This window comes from Mesorhizobium sp. M0478 (assembly GCF_040321305.1).
Classification (GTDB): domain Bacteria; phylum Pseudomonadota; class Alphaproteobacteria; order Rhizobiales; family Rhizobiaceae; genus Mesorhizobium.
Genome location: NZ_JAMYRH010000005.1, coordinates 152,332 through 170,134, shown reverse-complemented (window position 1 = coordinate 170,134; position 17,803 = coordinate 152,332). Strand labels below are relative to the sequence as shown.

Sequence of the window (17,803 nt, the reverse complement as noted above, 5' to 3'; positions counted from 1 at the left end):
AGATAACAACTACCCAATATCCGAAGGCGGCACTTTTTCGCCCTCGCGCTTGGCGCGCTTCGAATACGCCCGCACGCTGAAAGGCAGGAAGATGAGATAGCCTGCGACAGAGGCGGTCAGCGTGTACCAGGGATAGGTCATCAACAGCAGGACGTATAGAACGACCGCCAGGATGATCGGCAGCACCTTGTCGCCCGGCACTTTCAGGCTTTTGCCGGAATAGACCGGCAGCCGGCTGACCAGCAGGAAAGCGACCAGCACAGTGAAGCCGGTGGCGACGAATGCCGTCAGGCGGTCCGGCTCGAGACCGAGCCGCAGGAAGGACAGATAGAGCGGCAGCATAACCAGCACGGCGCCGGCCGGCGCCGGCACGCCGACGAAGTATTCGCTCTGCCAGATCGGCCGGTCATGGTCTTCGTCGAGCACGTTGAAGCGCGCCAGCCGCAGGCCACAGGCGATGGTGAACAGAAGGGCTGCGATCCAGCCGAAGGAGCCGGCGCGGTCGAGCAGGAAGGCGTAGAGCACCAGTGCCGGCGCGACGCCGAAATTGACGATGTCGGCCAGCGAATCCATCTGCGCGCCGAATTTGGATGTCGCCTTCAACATGCGCGCCAGGCGCCCGTCTATGCCGTCCAGGAAGGCGGCGAGCAGCACCATCACCACGGCCGGCTCGAAACGGCCCTCGAAGCCGAAGCGGATGCCGGACAGGCCGGCGCAGATGGCAAGTACGGTGACCAGATTGGGCAGCACCATGCGCATCGGAATCTCGCGGATGCGCGGGCCGCCGCTGCCATGGGCCTCGAACTTTTTGAACGGCGCGCCCACCGCTTACGAAATCCTGACGAGCGGGGTTGCGGAGACGCCGCCGAATTCGGCGAGCACGGTTTCACCTCCGACCGCCGTCTGGCCGACGGCGACGCGCGGCACCGCGGTCGAAGGCAGGAAGACATCGACGCGCGAGCCGAAGCGGATCAAGCCGAAGCGTTCGCCGATGGCGATCGAACCGCCGGTCTCGGCCCAGCAGACGATGCGGCGTGCCACCAGGCCGGCGATCTGCACGGCGACAACGATGCCGTTGGGACTGTCGATGACCAGCCCGTTGCGCTCGTTCTCCGAGCTTGCCTTGTCGAGTTCGGCATTCAGGAACTTGCCCGGCCGATGCTCGATTTTGGTGATGCGGCCGCGCACGGGAGCACGGTTCACATGGCAGGAGAAGACATTCATGAACACCGAGATGCGGGTCATTTCGGTGTTGCCGAGGCCGAGCTCGCGCGGTGGCACGGCCGGGCCGACCGCCGAGATGACGCCGTCGGCGGGACTGACCACCAGCCTGTCATCGACCGGGGTGACACGCTCGGGGTCACGGAAGAAATAGACGCACCAGGCGGTCAGGATCAGGCCGATCCAGAACAGCACCGAGGAGAAATAGCCGAGGAACAGCGTGCCCGCACCAAAGGCGGCAATGAACGGATAGCCCTCGCGATGGATCGGAACGAAGGCATTCTTGATCGAGTCGACGAGGCTCATTGGCTGGAGCTCATGGGCTGGGGGCGGTCCCTGTTTCAGGTCCGGCCTCAATACCGGAAAGGCTCCGCGGCCGCAACGCAACATTGGGCAAGGCCGCATCGTCCGCAGCCGGCAGGAACGGTCACGTGCTTGCCTGCCGGCTGCTTTGCCGCCAGAATTCGGGCCAACGCCGGCTGAACGCGCGGCGAAAAGGCCGACTGCCATGGCGCCAAATTCAGGCAAAACGTATCTTGTTGCCATACGATCGTCAGCCGTGGGTGCCGTTTTGACCGTACTTGTGGCAGCGAGCGACCACGCAGTTGCGCAAGGCAAGCCATCCTTCGACTGCGCCAAGGCCGCCAGCGTGGCGGAAAAGGCCATTTGCGCCGATCCGGTCCTGGCGCAAGCCGATGCCGACGTCGCGAAGAATTATACCGCGCTGCTGAAGAGGCTCGATGCTCATGCCGGCAAGGCGCTGCGGGACGACCAAAGCGATTTCATCGCGTATCGCGACCAGATCGCCGGCTTCAACGAAAGTTCGCCCAAGAACCAACAGACTTTCGATCTCGGCGAATTCCTGCGCGACCGCGCAACCTTCCTGTCCGGCATACGCAAGCCCCCCGATGCAGGTTTGATCGGCACATGGAGCAGCGTGCGCGGCAGCGTCGACATCAAGGCTGTTGGCGGAGGCAAGGTCGAAATCTCGGAAGATGTCGTTTCCAATCCAGTCTCGGGAAGTGGGTCATGCGAGATCGACGGCACGGTCGAGGAGCGCAATACGCTTCGACTTGAGGACACCGACGACAACGACAAACCGACTGGATTCGTCTTCACCTTTCGCCGCGACGGCGATGCGCTTGTCGTCGAGCAGAGCGGCGCCGGCAAGGATGGCAAATCGGAGCCCCTGTCATGCGGTGCCAACGGCCATGCCGATGGCACGTTCTTCCTGACGGAGAAAAAGTAGGCTTGCTGTCGCTAACCCGCCGCAGCGGAGCAATCAAAGTGGGCATTGAGCTCGGCCATAGCGGCCTCAGCGAGGCTTTCATCATCCTTGCCGCGCAAGAGCACACCGCCGTTCCGCAACGATTGGAAAAGGAAGACTTGGCCTGATGCCAGCACCACCCAATTCACGATTGCTCCTTCCTCCTTCTGCACCACCGAATTCGCAGAAACGATGGCATCCGTCGGGTCGAAGCCTGCCTTGCGGAGCAGGAGGTCGACGGCGGCGGGAGCATGGTATTGTTCCGCCAGCTCAATGACCGCTGTGATCTCGGTCTCTTCAGCAATGCCAAGCTTGGCGCCAACTTTCGGGGCGTTAGCCGCTAGCGGGCTCTCGCCTGGCGGTATGACAAGCAACTCTTCTGGAGCGATGTACTCGTAGACCGTGACGTGTGTCTCCGTCGCACTGCATAGTCGGGTCTTCTTCGCGCTGGTCTGAAGTTGAAAAACCAGCTGTTTCTCTCCTTCTATGTTCAGCATCCTTGCCATGCCGAACGCGATTTTGATCTCGGGCGGCGCGATCTTGGCGCAGGCAAGGCCGGCCCCGACATCGCGCCAGCTGAAGATCATCTGGCCTGCCAAGTTGCCAACGGACTTATGAAGAAGCCTGCCTTCGCGCTTCGGATTGGCCATCACCAGCCGGTGTATGACGTCGTCGTAATCGTCACTATCGACAACTTGCAGATCAGGCCATGACGCGATCCAGCGCGCCAAAAGGTTTTCCATGGGCGCGGCCTCATCCGCAACGTAGAACGCATGATCAAGTGTATCGAGAAAATCATCCCGCCCGCCCTCGAAGCCCGTCTGCTGGGCGGCTTCGTTGGGATGGTCTGCAATCCAGCTGGACATCTTTTCCAAAGTCGCAAGCTGGCCCTTTGCGCCACAAGCAGTGAGTCCAGCTCGTGCGTTGGCAATCATGGCGCCGATTTCCTGCCCGGCATTGTGGATGAATTGACTATGGCCGCCGTTCTTTACCTCCGAAGAGTACGAGTCGGCATGAAGGACCTGCATCGCCTTGGTGTCGATTTCGGGATAACGATAGAGTCCTTTGGAAACCATCGCTGTGACGAATTGCATGACAGCGAAGACGAGAAAAAACGGCTCTTCATCAGGATCCTCGACGTTCGAACGCAGTACGACGACCGGCAACGGCAGGCCGAATTCCAACTGCTTTCCAGAATCTGATGCCGACTTCTCGGGCGTTTTCTTGGATTTGCGGGAAAAGAAACCGAACATCGAAAATACTCTCTTGGTCGCAAAACTTGCGCGAACGGGTTATTTCCGACGCGACAATATCAGCTGCCCTCAAGGATTAAAGGCACTCTGATCCAGAGGCATCCGCACGATGGTTTGCCAAAATTGTCGGTCATGTCGGGGCGCCACAGATTCACACGTCCTTGGCAGGAAAGCGCTTCGCGACAATGCCGAATTGCGGCGAGTCGACAAACCAGGGTCAGAGATGCCATCGTCGAAATCAGTCGCCCTGAACGCCAAGGTCATTACAGAAGGCCTCGCTTTCGGAGAGTCTCCCCGCTGGCACGACGGACGCCTGTGGCTCTGCAACTGGGGAACCGGAGAGATCATCGCGGTGGGTGTGGGCGGCAAGACCGAGGTGATGCTCACGGTGCCTGCGATACTACCCTATTCGATCGACTGGCTGCCGGACGGGCGGCTGCTGGTCATTTCGGGGCGCGAAGGGCTGTTGCTGCGGCAGGAGGCGGACGGGACGCTCGCCACCCATGCCGATTTGAGAGAACTGTCAAAGAGCCCGTGGAACGAGATCGTCGTCGACGGGCGCGGCAACATCTATGTCAATGGCGGCGGGTCGGCGCCTGCACCGGGCGAGCATTTCGGGCCCGGCACCATCGTGCTGATCACGCCGGACGGCTCGGTTCGACAAGTGGCCGAGAACATCGCTTTCGCCAACGGCATGGCGGTGACGCCGGACAACAGGACACTGATCGTGGCGGAGTCGCATGCCAACCGGCTGACCGCCTTCGATATCGCGGAGGATGGCGGGCTTTCCAACCGCCGGGTCTGGGCCGATCTCGATGGCTTTCCCGACGGCATCTGCCTCGATGCCGAAGGGGCTGCCTGGTACGCGGATGTTCCCAACAAGCGCTGCGTGCGGGTGCGCGAAGGTGGCGAGGTGTTGCAGACAGTCGATGCCGATCGCGGCTGCTTTGCCTGCATGCTGGGCGGGCCGGATGGCACGACACTGTTCATCGTCGCCGCCGAATGGCGTGGTTTCGAGAACATGATCAGCGATGCCCGCACCGGCCAGGTGCTGAGCGTCGAGGCGCCAGCACCTGGCACGGGCTGGCCCTCCTACATCTCAGGCAGACGCTGATAGTTGGCGATATCGGCCTTCACACCCAGCCGGGCAATGGTCTCCTGCGGGTTGAAGCCCGCCCGCTCGTGGGCCGCCTTGACGATCGGCACGACATTGTCGACGGCCGCCTGGTTTTCCCATTCGACAATGGTGACCAGGTTGAACTCACCCGGACCCGAAAATTGCTCGAGCACGAAATCCTGGACGAAGCCTTGCTGCAGGCGCAGCAGTTCATGCGTTGCCCTGACCTTGCGAAGGATTTCTTCACGGGCCTCGGCAGGAACGACGAATTTGTCGACCCTGAACACGGCTGCCTCGGCAAGTTTATCCATTTGAATCTGTCTCCGTTCTTGAACGACTTGGGTTCGGTGGCTCAGGAACGGGTTTGCGATCTCAACTTAGGTTGAGGTCAAGGGGAAATTTTCGGTGGTGATGATGGCGACGACGCTGCATATCTCCCCCCTTGAGGGGGAGATGGCCGGCAGGCCAGAGGGGGTCGGTTCGACTGGATGCGCCCCCCTTGCGACCGATGAAGGTTAGCGCTCCACGCGCGGCGACCCCCTCTGTCGCCTTCGGCGACATCTCCCCCTCAAGGGGGGAGATCGGCGCTCCGCCGCCTAGCTCACCTCCGAAGTCCTTCTGCGCACAACCACACCCAGCTCATCGCTCTCCCTAGCAATGCGCAGCCTCTCCTCGGCTTCCGTCGCTTCGCGCTGGCGGTCCCACATCGAGGCGTAGAGGCCGTGTTGGCGCATCAGCTCGGCATGGGTGCCGCGTTCGGCGATCTCGCCGTCCTTGAGTACGATGATCTCGTCGGCCGTGATCACCGTCGATAGGCGATGGGCAATGACGATGGTGGTGCGGCCCTTGCTGACCAGGTCGAGGGCGGCCTGGATCTCCTGTTCGGTGTGGCTGTCCAGCGCCGAGGTCGCCTCGTCGAGCATCAGGATCGGCGGCGCCTTCAAAATCGTGCGGGCAATCGCCACGCGCTGCTTTTCGCCGCCCGACAGTTTTAGCCCGCGCTCGCCGACCATCGAGCGGTAGCCTTCGGGCAGTCGTTCGATGAACGGGCCGATCTGGGCAAGCTCGGCGGCTTTCTGCATGTCTTCCTCGCTGGCGCCGATGCGGCCGTAACGGATGTTGTAGGCGATGGTGTCGTTGAACAGCACGGTGTCCTGCGGCACCATGCCGATGGCGCCGCGCAGGCTCGCCTGCGTCACATCACGGACATCCTGGCCGTCGATCAGCACCTGACCGCCCTGGACGTCGTAGAAGCGGAACAAGAGCCGCGAAATCGTCGACTTGCCGGCGCCGGACGGGCCCACGATGGCCACCGTCTTGCCGGCCGGAACTTCGAAGGAGACGCCCTTCAGAATCTTGCGGCTGGGGTCGTAGGCGAAGTGCACGTCGCGGAACTCGACCTTGCCGGCTGTAACAGTGAGCGGCTTGGCATCCGGCTTGTCGGTGATTTCCTGCGGCACATCGAGCAGGTCGAACATCTGCTCGATGTCGGTCAGCCCCTGGCGGATTTCGCGGTAGATGAAGCCGATGAAATTGAGCGGCACCGAAAGCTGCATCAGGATGGCGTTGATGAAGACGAAATCGCCGACCGTCTGCGTGCCGGCCTGCACCTCCAGCGCCGACATGCACATGACGATGACGGTGCCGAGACCGAAGATGATGCCCTGGCCGAAATTCAGCCAGCCGAGCGAGGTCCATATCCTGGTCGCCGCCATTTCATAGCGCGCCATCGAACGGTCGAAGCGCTCAGCCTCCATACCCTCGTTGTTGAAGTATTTGACCGTCTCGTAGTTGAGCAGGGAGTCGATCGCCTTGGTGTTGGCGTCGGTGTCGCTGTCGTTCATGTCGCGGCGGATCGAGATCCGCCAGTCGCTGGCGCGAACCGTGAACCAGACGTAGAGCCACACCGTGGCCGCCACCACGACCACATATTTCCAGCCATAAGTGTAGGCGAAGATACCGGTGGTCAGCGCGAATTCGAGGATGGTCGGCGCCGTGTTCAGCATGATGAAGCGCACGATCGTCTCGATGCCCTTGGTGCCGCGCTCGATGATGCGCGACAGGCCGCCGGTGCGGCGCTCGAGGTGAAAGCGCAGCGACAGCTGGTGCATGTGAACGAAGGTGCGGAACGCGAGCTGGCGCACCGCATATTGGCCAACGCGGGCAAACAGCGCGTCGCGCAGCTGGTTGAAGCCAAGCTGCACCAGCCGCACGACATTGTAGGCGACGACCAGCATCACCGGCGCCAGCAGGAAGGATGGCAGCGGCGGCGGCGATTTGGCGTCACCGGCCAGAGAATCGGTCGCCCATTTGAAGAAGTACGGCCCGGCAACCAGTGTCAGCTTGGCAACGACCAGAAGCAGCGTTGCCCAAGTGACGCGTGCCCTGAGATCGGCGCGGTCGGCCGGCCACATATAGGGCCACAGATTGCGCAAGGTGCTGAAGGTCGAGCTATCGGAAACGGTTTTTTCTGCCACTTGTCTTGCCTTTTGGGTGAGAAATCAGCGGCCGGAGCAGCAGGAATTGACGAGTGCGGTCAGCGATGCGGAAACGTCGGCGAGCGCGGCGCGGTCGAGTTGATAGCGCGAGCGCTGGCGGTCGGGCTCGAAGCGGACCAAGCCTGCTTCGACCAGGATTTTCAGATGCTGGGAGACCGTCGACTGCGCGAGGTCGAGATGGTCGACAACCTCACGGCAGCAGCAGGAGCGGCTGGCCGACAGATGTCTAAGGATCTCGATGCGCGCCGGGTGCGAGAGTGCGGCGAAGCGAGCGGCAACGGCGCGGCTTTGGGGCGGTGCGCAGTTTGCGTGGTCTGGTTCAGCGAGCGAGTCTGCCATCGTTCATCGGCGATAGACGATGAACGGGTGCGTGGCAAGCTAACCCGATGGGTAGAGCGACCTAATCTCCCCCCTCGAGGGGAGATGTCGCCGAAGGCGACAGAGGGGGTCGGTACGTCCTGACGCAACGTCGTTTGCAGCAAAGAGAAGGTCGGCGTTTTATGCGCGGCGACCCCCTCTGGCCTGCCGGCCATCTCCCCCTCAAGGGGGGAGATCAAGCGCTCGGCCGCTACTGCGTCTTCACCGGCGCCGTTGTCACCTGCTCGCCCATCGCCTTGAGGTCGGCGGCTTCGCCTTCCTTTGACTTTTCCGGAACCTTGAACACCTGCCCCGGCCAGATGCGGTCGGGATCGCTGATCTGGTCCTGGTTGGCGAGATAGATGGTCGAGAAGCGCACGCCGTGACCGTAGACGCGCCGTGAGATCCGCCACAGCGTGTCGTGCCTGCGGATGATGACCGCGCCGTCGGCATGTTCAAGCTTTGGCGCCACCGTCTCTGGCACATCGGGCGTTGCCGCCGCGACGACGGCTGGAACCTCAGCGGCAGGCGCTGCCGGTGCCGCAGGTGCCCCGGCAACCGCCGGGTCAGCCGGAGCCGGCGCTTCAGCCGCCGGTGCGGCTGGTGCGGATGCGGCAGCAGCTGGTGCGGGCTTCGCAGGGGCAGCCGCGATAGTGGCTGGCGCCGCAGGCTTCGGAGCGGCCGGTGCTTCGGCAGCAGCCGGTGCGGCCGGCTCAGCAGGCTTTGCTTCGGCGGGCTTGGTCTCGGTGGGCTTGGCCTCCGCGGGCGCCACGGCGGCGATCGCTTCGCCGGGTTCGCGCTCGAACGGCACGGCGGCGCGGGCCACGACCTTCACGCCGTCGGCGTCGAGACCGTCGACATGGATGGTGTAGCTGCCGACCGGGATGTCGCGCGTCGCCTCGACCAGGAAATGACCGTCGGGCGAGGTCACCGCATCACCAAGCAGGATATCGTTGGCATAGGCGCGCACCTTGCGGCCGGCGTCAGCCAGACCGGCGACGAAGATCTTGTTGCCGTCGATCTCGACCGCCTCGACGACGATCTTGGGTGCAGCCACGCCTGCCGCCGGCGGCGCTGCAGGTACTGCTGGCGCTGCAGGGGCAGTTGCGGCTTCCACAGCCGGAGCAGCAGGTGCTGTTTCAGCGGGAGCGGCAGGCGCTGCCGCGACCACGGCAGGCGCAGCCGTAGCAGGCGCCTCAGCGGCTGGGGCAGCGGCCTGATCGCCGGCGGCCGGTGCCGCGGGCTTGGTCTCAGGCGCCGGGACGCTAAGCAGCTCGGCCGGCTTGCCGGGTTCCTCGACCATCGCCAGCACCTGGCCGGCGGCGTCCTTGGGAACCGAAACGACGGCGGTCTGCACGGAAGGGGTAACCACATCGTCGGCCGTCGCGCGCAACGCAATCGTATAGTCGCCGGGCTTCAGCGGATCGTCGAGAACGATGACGAAGGCGCCGTCCGGACCGGCGACAGTCGAGCCAAGCACCGAGGAGCCGTTGAGGATCTCGATCTTCGAATTGGGCGCAGCATTGCCGGCAACGACGATCGAGCCGTTGCTTTCGACGCGCACGACGTCGAAGCTCGGCGCAACCGGGCCGGCCGCGGCCGGCGCTGGGGTTGTTGGGGCAGCAGCGGGCGCGGCAGGTGCCGCCGGAGCCGCAGCTTCGGTCGCGGGAGCCGTTGCGTCGGCAGGCGCGGGTGCTGCGGGAGCCTTGGCATCGGTGGGCGCGGCGGGCGCCGGCGGCAGCCTTCCCTCGGTCCCCGGATCGGCCGGCTTTTCAGCCGGCGGCGTCAGCGATGCAATCGCCGCAGGCGGCGTGGGATTCAGATACGGGTCGAGTGCGCCCGATACATAGGCGGTTCCGACGACCGCGACGGTCCCACCGGCCGCGAACAGAAACGCCTTCAATGGATTAACAGCCATATTTCCCCTACCCCTTAGCCACCTGAAGCCGGTCTAGCGTGTTTTGCCGGCACCGACAAGAAAAAGCCCGGGCTTGTCAGCCCTTGGGGCTTGACCCCGCATTCAGACCCAATCACCAATCACGAATGAACACGATTCGATCCGTCTGCGTCTATTGCGGCTCGTCTCCGGGCCGCGATGAAATCTATGCCAAGGCCGGGCACCTGCTTGGCCGCTCGCTCGCCAAAGCCGGCCTGCGGCTGGTCTATGGCGGCGGCACCAAAGGCATTATGGGCGCAGTCGCCGAAGGCGCGCTCAAGGCCGGCGGCAAGGTAACGGGCATCATTCCGCGCTTCCTCATCAACAAGGAGGCGACCGAAACCGCGCTTGACCGGCTCGACGAGTTGCTGATCACCGACAACATGCACGAGCGCAAGCACAAGATGTTCGAGAAATCCGACGCCTTTGTGGCGCTGCCCGGCGGCATCGGCACGGTCGAGGAAATCGTCGAGATCATGACCTGGGGCCAGCTCGGCCATCACCGCAAGCCGATCGTCTTCGCCAACGTTCAAGGATTCTGGGATCCGATGCTGGCGCTGCTCGACCATATGGCCAGCGAAGGCTTCATCCACACCGCGCAACGGGTCAAGCCGCTGGTGGTCGAAGACCCCGAGGCCATCGTCGCCGCCATCATGGTGGCGGGGTCGTCGGTCGATGCGCCGACGGAAGGCGTGCAGTCTGTAATTGACAAGATGTGAGGACGAAGCCGGCCTTGGCGCAGGCGGCCAGGAATTGAGCCCGGTTGGTGTCGTCGGCCTGGCGCACCAACTGCGCCGCGTCGTGCTGGCGCTCAAGGCTGCCGGCTACGAAACACTGGGCAACACCTGGATCGGCGACAGCAACAAGGCCAGCCTGGCCCAGAAGCAGAAGTCCAATGCGAAGCCACTGATCGACTGCATCTGCTTGGCAAGGATCTGTAGCGTTGGGGCAGCTGACTTCGATCTGTCCAGCTTTTCTTGAGCTCCGTCTTGTGCGCAATGTAAGCACGTTGGCGACGATTTCCATTTGCAGCCCGCTTCGCAGTTGGTTATCGGAGAACATTGGGCGGGAACGGAAATTTGGAGAGCGAGACAAAGGGGAGATGAATCCGCGCGAGCGATTGACGGCCGCGAAGGGCGAGATCGCGTCGGAACCAAGGACGGCGATCCTGGTCCTCGGAATGCACCGCAGCGGCACCTCGGCGCTCGGCGCCCTCGTCGCCGCGCATGGAGCCACGCCGCCGAAACATCTGCTGCCCGGGAGCCTCCACAATCCCAAGGGACATTGGGAAAGTACCCCACTCACCATCGCCGACGACCACCTGCTCACGGCGGCCGCCTCCTCCTGGCAAGATTGGCTGCCGCTAGATCGGCAGTGGCTGCAGTCGCCGGCAGCCGAGCGATTTCGGCCCATGATGACGGCGATCATTGCCAGCGAGTTCGGCGATGCCCCCCTGTTTTTCGTCAAGGATCCGCGGATCTGCCGGTTCCTCCCCTTCATGGCCTCGATCCTGGCCGATCTCAGGATTGACCCGATCGCATTTCTGCCTGTCCGCAACCCGCTCGAAGTCGCCTGTTCGCTGCAGGAACGGGATCAAATGGCACTGCCGACAGCGTTCATGCTGTGGCTCAGGCACGTGCTCGAAGCGGAGCATCATTCGCGACACATGCCGCGCTGTATCCTGCGCCACGAAGACCTGTTGAGCGACTGGCGACATCAGATGGACCGCGCGGCCAGGGAGACCGGAATCGTCTGGCCTGTCACGTCCGATCAGGCCGACGCCGCAATCGCCGAGTTCCTGGACAAGGACCTGCATCATCAGCGGGCCTCGGTCGCTGATCTGCAAAACCATCCGGATTCCACGCCATTAGTCCGCAGCGCCTATGCCATTTTGCGCAGTATGGCGTCTGAAGGCGACAGCCAGGACTTGCGCGACCAGCTCGACAGGGTGCGGGCAACGTTCGATGAGAGCTGCGATGTGGTTGGCAAGGCCGTTGCCGCAGGGAACCTGGGCGCTAAACGGCTACACGGCGAACTGGAAAAGGGCATCGTCGAGCGTGACGCCCTCGCTGACGCCCAACAGGCCCTCATCCGAGACCGAGACAGCTTCATGGCGGAGCGTGACGCGCTTGCTCACGCCCAGCAGGACCTCATCCAAGCCCGAGACAGCTTCATGGCGGAGCGTGATGCGCTTGCTCACGCCCAGCAGGACCTCATCCAAGCCCGAGACAGCTCCATGGCGGAGCGTGACGCGCTCGCCCTGGCCCAAGACGGCCTCGTAGCCGAGCGTAGCGCGCTGGCCAGGATCCGAGACGACCTGGTGGCGGAGCGCGATGCGGCGCTTGCGTCACGCAGATGGCGATTGACCGGACCGTTGCGATGGGTGAGCTCTATTCGTCGTCGATAGCAGCAAACACTCTAAACGCTGCTCGACAAACTGTGATCGCCTGTCAAGAAACCGTCACACGGAACCCGCCTCCCTCGTGTTACGAAGGACGGGTCGGCATCCGCGCGTCGGCATAGTCGAAATCTGAACCTGGTCGAAATTTCTTGGCGAGGCGAGCCGTGAACATTGCTCTCAACGCGGAAGGCCTGTCGCCTTACCTGCCCGACGAGCATGGGCTGTTCTTCATCTACCATTTCACCGCCGAGGGCCTGCGCACCAAGGACGCGGCCGAGGTTGCATGGACATGGCGCAGCTACCAGCTGTCCGACCTGCGCGCCCGTCATGAGATCGCCGCCGAGCAGGCTCTGCCCGGGCCGGTGCGCGAAGCTTTCCTCGGCGCCAGCCAGGGTTGCCACATCGATCTCGAGGATGCCTGGCTTTATGGCGACCTGCCGGATCTGCGCCACGACTATTCGGCGGAAGCGCGCGGGCTCGGCCATTTCCGTTTTGCGCTCAACGACAAGACGCTGATCGGCGCGCGCAAGCAGCCACTGGAATCGGTCGATCTCATCCGCAAGGCGGTGGAGAGCGGCTCGCGCAAATTCCGCTCCCCCGCCGACCTGGTCGAAGCGGTCATGGGCCAGTCGCTCGACGGCATGGCGGCCGAGCTCCACGGTCTTGGCGATACGCTGGACGGCATCGAGGACCGTATCGTGCGCGATGCCTGGCACGGCGAGCGGCAGTCGCTGGTCGAGGCGCGCCGTCAACTGGTGGTCATCCACCGGCAGATGGCGACGCTCACAAACCTTTTTCGCCATCTCGACCATTCGCATCGCAATGAGCTGCCCGATCGGATCAATGACATGGCGACAAGGCTCTCGCACCGGGCACACACGCTCTATCACGACGGCGAGCAGTTGCAGGCACGCGCAAGGTTGCTGCAGGACGAGTTGATGGCCAAGCTGACAATGCAGTCCAACCAGCTGCTCTATGTGCTGTCGGTGATGACGGCGGTGCTGTTGCCGATGACCATCATATCAGGCCTGTTCGGCATGAATGTCGGTGGCCTGCCCATGGTCAATACGCCGATGGGCTTCTGGGTGGTCTCGGCGGTTTCGATCGTGATCGCCGCGGCGACCTACATGTTCGTAAGGCGGCTCGGGCGGACGTAACGCCCCGATCCCTTTGTTTTCACGCAATTCCCAAGGGAACGCGACGCGCTTTTCCTGGAATGCCCATCACGCCGTAGCGCGAAGATCCTCGACGATGGTGCCGGCGGCAGCGACCTCCGCCTCATGGTCCGGCTCCCGCCAGGTCTCGGCGAGACCCGCCGCATACCATTCCTGCATGGCCGGCAGGCCAAGCAATTGCGGGGGATAGGCTGCAGCTGCCCCTTCGAAAGACAGCCCATAGGATAGCACACGGAACGCCACCGGAGCAAAGAAGGCGTCGACGGCGGTAAAATGGCCGCCGGCAAGGAACGGCCCGCCGAACAGGGCAAGGCCATCGTTCCAGAGATCGCCCAAACGGAACAGATCCTGCTTCAGCGCGTCCGACATCGGCAACGGTTTCACCCGCAAGCCGCAATTCATCGGGTATGCGCCGCGCAAGGCCGTGAAACCAGAATGCATTTCGGCGGCGGCCGAGCGCGCCCAGGCTCGCGCCTTGGCCTCGGCAGGCCACACACCATGGTGGCGCTCGGCGAGATACTCGGCAATAGCCAGCGAATCCCAGACAGCCCAGCCGTCATCCACCAGGCAAGGCACGCGCCCGCTGGGCGAGAACGCCCGGTAGAGATCGAAACTGGGCCCGGTCGGAAACGGCGTCAATTGCTCCTCGAACGGAATGTCGAGGGTGCGCATCAGCACCCATGGCCGCAGCGACCATGACGAATAGTTCTTGTTGGCGATATGCAGCACGTACATCGAAAGGCTCCCTACTTCGGGGCCAACGCCACCGGGCGGATTTCACGGCCACGAAACATCGACCAGGAATACATCGCCAATGCCGCCCAGATCAGCGCGAAGGCAATTGCTTGCGTGGTGCCGAACGGCTCGTCGAAAATCAGCACGGCGATCAGGAACACCATGGTCGGTGCGATGTACTGCATGATGCCGATGGTGGAGAGGCGCAGAAGCTTGGCGCCGAAGGCGAACAGCAGCAGCGGCACCGAGGTGACTGGGCCGCAGCCGATGAGCAAAGCCATATCGGTGCCGTTGCTGGAGATGAAATGGTCCTGGCCGTTGACGACCAGGAAGACGATGTAGGCAAGCGCCGGCACCGACAGCAAAAGCACTTCGAGCAGAAAGCCCTGGCTCGGGCCGATCGGCAACGTCTTGCGGAAGAACCCATAGGCAGCGAAGGAAAAGGCCAGCGCCAGCGACACCCAAGGCAATTTGCCGGCATCGACGGTCAGAACGGCAACTGCGACCGCCGCCAGCAACACGGCCGCGATCTGCAGCCGGTCGAGCTTCTCGCCGAGCAACAACGCGCCGACGACGATGCTAACTAATGGGTTGATGTAGTATCCGAGCGCGGTCTCGACGGTGCGGTCGACCGAGATCGCCCAGACATAGATGGCCCAGTTGACGGAGATCAGGGTCGCCGTCAGCGCCGCCATGGCGATGCTGCGCGGCGAGCGGATCGCCGCCTTGAAATCGGCTGTGCGGCCGGCCCAGACCAGCACTGCAGCAGCAATCGGCACCGACCAGACGATGCGGTGGGCGATCACCTCGATCAGCGGCAGATGCGCAACCGCCTTCATGTAGAAGGGCAACAGGCCCCATAGCAGATAAGCGCCGAGCGCGAGGAGAAAGCCGCTGCGGGCTTTGGAGTCGGCGTCGGGCTGGATCGTGTCGCTGGCCATGGCAACCGCTATGGCCCAGTGGGCCATCCAAAACCATCGCAAAATTATGATGGATCAATGGACTTCCGCTGATGGCTCAAGGGGCGGCGCCAGTTCCTCGCCCCACTTCGGGGGGCGCGGAAACCCACGTCTTGCAACCCTACTCCGCCGCCACCAATCCCGCCATGTCGCGGTTCTTCATCAGCTTGTAGACGATCGAATCCATCAGCGCCTGGAAGGAGGCGTCGATTATGTTTTCCGACACGCCGACCGTCCACCAGCGTGCGCCGGTGCCGTCATGCGATTCGATCAGGACGCGAGTGATCGCCTCGGTGCCGCCATTGAGGATACGCACCTTGAAATCGGCGAGCTCCATGTCGGCGATCTCGCTCTGGAATTTGCCGAGGTCCTTGCGCAACGCGACGTCGAGCGCGTTGACCGGGCCGTGGCCTTCGGCCACCGACATCTTCTCCTCGCCCTCGACCATCACCTTGACGATGGCTTCGGAGACCGTCTTCAACTGGCCGTTGGCATCGAAGCGGCGCTCGACCATGCAGCGGAACGAAGTGACGTTGAAGAACTCCGGCAGGCCGTGCAGCATTTTGCGCGCCAACAGCTCGAAGGAGGCATCGGCGCCCTCATAGGCGTAGCCCTCGGCCTCGCGCTCCTTGACCACCGAGATCAGCGCATCGAGACGATGGTCGTCTCTGGGCACATCGATGCCGCGCCGCTTCAGCTCGGCGAGGAAATTGGCCTTGCCGCCCTGGTCCGAAACCATAACGCGGCGGCGGTTGCCTACCGCCTCGGGCGGCACATGTTCATAGGTCGCCGGCTCCTTGGCCAGTGCGGAGGCATGGATGCCGGCCTTGGTGGCGAAGGCCGAGGCGCCAACATAGGGCGCCTGCGCTTCCGGAGCACGGTTCAGCAATTCGTCGAAGGCGCGGGAAAGCCGGGATATCCCGGTCAGCGCCTCGGCCGAGATGCCGGTTTCAAACCGATCGGCGAAGGCCGGCTTCAGCGCCAGCGTCGGTACGATCGAGACCAGATTGGCGTTGCCGCAGCGCTCGCCGATGCCGTTCAGCGTGCCCTGGATCTGGCGCACGCCGGCCTCGACGGCGGCGAGCGAATTGGCCACCGCTTGGCCGGTGTCGTCATGGGCATGGATGCCGAGATGGCCGCCCGGAATACCTGAAACAATGACCTTGTCGACGATGGCGCGCACTTCCGAGGGCTGCGTGCCACCATTGGTGTCGCACAACACCACCCAGCGCGCGCCGGCATCATAGGCGGTCCTGGCGCAGGCCAGTGCGTAGTCCGGATTGGCCTTGAAGCCGTCGAAGAAATGCTCGCAATCGACCATCGCTTCCTTGCCGGCGGCAACAGCTGCTTCGACCGACGCGTTGATCGAGTCGAGGTTTTCCTCATTGGTGCAGCCGAGCGCGACGCGGACATGATAGTCCCAGCTCTTGGCGACGAAGCAGATGGCGTCGGACTTGGACTGCACGAGCGCTGCCAGGCCCGGGTCGTTGGATGCCGACACGCCTGCCCGCTTGGTCATGCCGAAGGCGACGAACTTTGCCTTCGCCGTGCGCTTCTGCTGGAAGAAGGCGGTGTCGGTCGGATTGGCGCCGGGATAGCCGCCTTCGACATAGTCCATGCCGAACTCATCGAGCAGCTTGGCAATCGCGATCTTGTCCTCGACGGAAAAGTCGATGCCCGGCGTCTGCTGGCCATCGCGGAGGGTTGTGTCGAAGAGATAGAGGCGTTGTTTGGTCATTGTTCTGTTGGCGCGCGAGCACCCCCCTCTGGCCTGCCGGCCATCTCCCCCTCAAGGGGGAAGATCGGCAGCTTTAGCGTCGGATCGTTTCCTGCAGCGACGGAGATTTGCGAAAGCGCCGATGACAGCCAATCTCCCCCCTTGAGGGGGAGATGTCCGGCAGGACAGAGGGGGGTGCCACGCGCTGTCATTTCCCCGCAAACCCATCCGTCGCGCGTATCAGCCGATCCAGAATCCCCGGCTCCGAATAGGAATGGCCGGCGCCTTCGATGAGGTGGAAATCCGCCTTCGGCCAGGCCTTGTGCAGGGCCCAGGCATAGCGCGCCGGGCACGGCATGTCGTAGCGGCCGTGGACGATTGTGCCGGGAATATCCGCGAGCTTATGGGCATCGCGCAGAAGCTGCCCCTCCTCCAGCCAGCCGGCGTGGACGAAATAGTGGTTCTCGATGCGGGCAAAGGCGATGGCGAAGTCGTCCTCGCCGAACTTGTCGCTGGTCTCCGGCTCCGGTAGCAGCGTGATCGTCTCACCTTCCCACAGGCTCCAGGCAATGGCGGCTTCCAGCTGCGCCTTGCCATCGGCGCCGACCAACCGCCTGCGGTAAGCGGCCATCATGTCGCCGCGCTCGGCTTCAGGAATTGGCGCCAGGAAACGCTCCCATTTGTCGGGGAACATCTCGGAGACGCCGAACTGATAGTACCATTCGAGTTCGGCGCGGGTCAGCGTGTAGATGCCGCGCACGACAAGCTCGCTGACGCGATTAGGATGCGTCTCGGCATAGGCCAGCGCCAGCGTCGAGCCCCACGAGCCGCCGAACACCAGCCATTTTTCGAAGCCGCACATCTCACGCAGCCGCTCGATGTCGGCAACCAGGTGCCAGGTGGTGTTGGCCTCGAGCGAGGCGTTGGGTGTCGATTTCCCGCAGCCGCGCTGGTCGAACAGGATGACGTCGTAAAGCTTCGGGTCGAACAATTGCCGATGTTTTGGCGAGAAGCCGCCGCCGGGACCGCCATGCAGGAAAACGGCCGGCTTGGCGCCCCTGGTTCCGGAGCGCTCCCAGTAGATATGATGGCCGTCGCCGACATCGAGCATGCCGGACTCGAACGCCTCGATCTCTGGATAAAGAGTACGAAGTTCACTGTTCATTT

The 17,803-nt window shown here is 63.3% G+C and carries 17 protein-coding genes; 6 read left to right on the top strand and 11 right to left on the bottom strand.

The window, feature by feature from the left end:
- Positions 1-9: 9 nt before the first annotated feature.
- Both pssA and NKI64_RS14420 read right to left on the bottom strand, forming a co-directional pair.
- Positions 10-825 carry a CDP-diacylglycerol--serine O-phosphatidyltransferase gene (pssA, locus tag NKI64_RS14425; protein WP_023672701.1) on the bottom strand — a complete coding sequence of 272 codons (816 nt, stop codon included), beginning with the start codon at positions 823-825 and terminating at the stop codon, positions 10-12.
- 3 nt (positions 826-828) lie between these two features.
- Entirely contained in the window at positions 829-1,611 is a 783-nt protein-coding gene (locus NKI64_RS14420; RefSeq protein ID WP_280940324.1) for a phosphatidylserine decarboxylase, read from the bottom strand.
- 181 nt (positions 1,612-1,792) lie between these two features.
- On the opposite strand from NKI64_RS14420, the gene NKI64_RS14415 reads away from it, so the two are divergent.
- The gene (locus NKI64_RS14415) at positions 1,793-2,470 is read left to right on the top strand and encodes a lysozyme inhibitor LprI family protein (RefSeq protein ID WP_033001048.1); all 678 of its coding nucleotides are present in this window, start codon (positions 1,793-1,795) and stop codon (positions 2,468-2,470) included.
- A gap of 11 nt (positions 2,471-2,481) precedes the next feature.
- Here the strand turns inward: NKI64_RS14415 and NKI64_RS14410 are convergent, their stop codons facing one another.
- Complete coding sequence (locus NKI64_RS14410; RefSeq protein ID WP_023705372.1) at positions 2,482-3,741, bottom strand: DMP19 family protein; 1,260 nt, start codon at positions 3,739-3,741, stop codon at positions 2,482-2,484.
- Positions 3,742-3,964: 223 nt separating this feature from the next.
- On the opposite strand from NKI64_RS14410, the gene NKI64_RS14405 reads away from it, so the two are divergent.
- On the top strand, positions 3,965-4,855 hold the full coding sequence (locus NKI64_RS14405) for an SMP-30/gluconolactonase/LRE family protein (protein WP_352654405.1): 891 nt from the start codon (positions 3,965-3,967) through the stop codon (positions 4,853-4,855).
- Here the strand turns inward: NKI64_RS14405 and NKI64_RS14400 are convergent.
- From NKI64_RS14400 to NKI64_RS14385, 4 genes are all read right to left on the bottom strand, one after another.
- The gene (locus NKI64_RS14400) at positions 4,834-5,169 is read right to left on the bottom strand and encodes an antibiotic biosynthesis monooxygenase (protein WP_023685667.1); all 336 of its coding nucleotides are present in this window, start codon (positions 5,167-5,169) and stop codon (positions 4,834-4,836) included. The two genes, NKI64_RS14405 and NKI64_RS14400, sit on opposite strands and share 22 nt — an antisense overlap.
- A gap of 285 nt (positions 5,170-5,454) precedes the next feature.
- Entirely contained in the window at positions 5,455-7,335 is a 1,881-nt protein-coding gene (locus NKI64_RS14395; RefSeq protein ID WP_352668468.1) for an ABCB family ABC transporter ATP-binding protein/permease, read from the bottom strand.
- A gap of 24 nt (positions 7,336-7,359) precedes the next feature.
- Positions 7,360-7,695 (bottom strand): ArsR/SmtB family transcription factor, encoded by a 336-nt coding sequence (locus NKI64_RS14390; protein WP_023672695.1) that lies wholly within the window; start codon positions 7,693-7,695, stop codon positions 7,360-7,362.
- 229 nt (positions 7,696-7,924) lie between these two features.
- Entirely contained in the window at positions 7,925-9,631 is a 1,707-nt protein-coding gene (locus NKI64_RS14385; protein ID WP_352560204.1) for a LysM peptidoglycan-binding domain-containing protein, read from the bottom strand.
- Positions 9,632-9,756: 125 nt separating this feature from the next.
- Between NKI64_RS14385 and NKI64_RS14380 the strand changes: the two genes are divergently transcribed.
- From NKI64_RS14380 to NKI64_RS14365, 4 genes are all read left to right on the top strand, one after another.
- Entirely contained in the window at positions 9,757-10,368 is a 612-nt protein-coding gene (locus tag NKI64_RS14380; RefSeq protein ID WP_023673582.1) for an LOG family protein, read from the top strand.
- Complete coding sequence (locus NKI64_RS14375) at positions 10,355-10,630, top strand: hypothetical protein (RefSeq protein WP_023727585.1); 276 nt, start codon at positions 10,355-10,357, stop codon at positions 10,628-10,630. Before NKI64_RS14380 ends, NKI64_RS14375 begins: the two co-directional genes overlap by 14 nt.
- Before the next feature lie 121 nt (positions 10,631-10,751).
- Positions 10,752-12,056 (top strand): sulfotransferase family protein, encoded by a 1,305-nt coding sequence (locus NKI64_RS14370; protein WP_352668465.1) that lies wholly within the window; start codon positions 10,752-10,754, stop codon positions 12,054-12,056.
- Positions 12,057-12,214: 158 nt separating this feature from the next.
- Positions 12,215-13,207, top strand: coding sequence for a transporter (locus NKI64_RS14365; protein ID WP_023684466.1), 993 nt, complete (start codon positions 12,215-12,217; stop codon positions 13,205-13,207).
- A gap of 66 nt (positions 13,208-13,273) precedes the next feature.
- On the opposite strand, the gene NKI64_RS14360 is transcribed toward NKI64_RS14365, so the two are convergent.
- From NKI64_RS14360 to pip, 4 genes are all read right to left on the bottom strand, one after another.
- Positions 13,274-13,960, bottom strand: coding sequence for a glutathione S-transferase family protein (locus tag NKI64_RS14360; RefSeq protein WP_352668462.1), 687 nt, complete (start codon positions 13,958-13,960; stop codon positions 13,274-13,276).
- Positions 13,961-13,971: 11 nt separating this feature from the next.
- Entirely contained in the window at positions 13,972-14,901 is a 930-nt protein-coding gene (gene rarD / locus NKI64_RS14355; RefSeq protein ID WP_023673577.1) for an EamA family transporter RarD, read from the bottom strand.
- Positions 14,902-15,040: 139 nt separating this feature from the next.
- Positions 15,041-16,657, bottom strand: coding sequence for a citramalate synthase (gene cimA, locus NKI64_RS14350; protein WP_352668460.1), 1,617 nt, complete (start codon positions 16,655-16,657; stop codon positions 15,041-15,043).
- Positions 16,658-16,844: 187 nt separating this feature from the next.
- Positions 16,845-17,801: a prolyl aminopeptidase gene (gene pip, locus NKI64_RS14345; protein WP_352668458.1), complete on the bottom strand. Its 957-nt coding sequence runs from the start codon at positions 17,799-17,801 to the stop codon at positions 16,845-16,847.
- Positions 17,802-17,803 lie beyond the last annotated feature (2 nt).

Coding starts and splice junctions, on each gene's coding strand:
- NKI64_RS14420 (WP_280940324.1), bottom strand. CDS start 1,611: ATGTTGCGTTGCGGCCGCGGAGCCTTTCCGGTATTGAGGCCGGACCTG.
- NKI64_RS14410 (WP_023705372.1), bottom strand. CDS start 3,741: ATGTTCGGTTTCTTTTCCCGCAAATCCAAGAAAACGCCCGAGAAGTCG.
- NKI64_RS14405 (WP_352654405.1), top strand. CDS start 3,965: ATGCCATCGTCGAAATCAGTCGCCCTGAACGCCAAGGTCATTACAGAA.
- NKI64_RS14400 (WP_023685667.1), bottom strand. CDS start 5,169: ATGGATAAACTTGCCGAGGCAGCCGTGTTCAGGGTCGACAAATTCGTC.
- NKI64_RS14390 (WP_023672695.1), bottom strand. CDS start 7,695: ATGGCAGACTCGCTCGCTGAACCAGACCACGCAAACTGCGCACCGCCC.
- NKI64_RS14385 (WP_352560204.1), bottom strand. CDS start 9,631: ATGGCTGTTAATCCATTGAAGGCGTTTCTGTTCGCGGCCGGTGGGACC.
- NKI64_RS14380 (WP_023673582.1), top strand. CDS start 9,757: ATGAACACGATTCGATCCGTCTGCGTCTATTGCGGCTCGTCTCCGGGC.
- NKI64_RS14370 (WP_352668465.1), top strand. CDS start 10,752: ATGAATCCGCGCGAGCGATTGACGGCCGCGAAGGGCGAGATCGCGTCG.
- NKI64_RS14360 (WP_352668462.1), bottom strand. CDS start 13,960: ATGTACGTGCTGCATATCGCCAACAAGAACTATTCGTCATGGTCGCTG.
- rarD (WP_023673577.1), bottom strand. CDS start 14,901: ATGGCCAGCGACACGATCCAGCCCGACGCCGACTCCAAAGCCCGCAGC.
- cimA (WP_352668460.1), bottom strand. CDS start 16,657: ATGACCAAACAACGCCTCTATCTCTTCGACACAACCCTCCGCGATGGC.
- pip (WP_352668458.1), bottom strand. CDS start 17,801: ATGAACAGTGAACTTCGTACTCTTTATCCAGAGATCGAGGCGTTCGAG.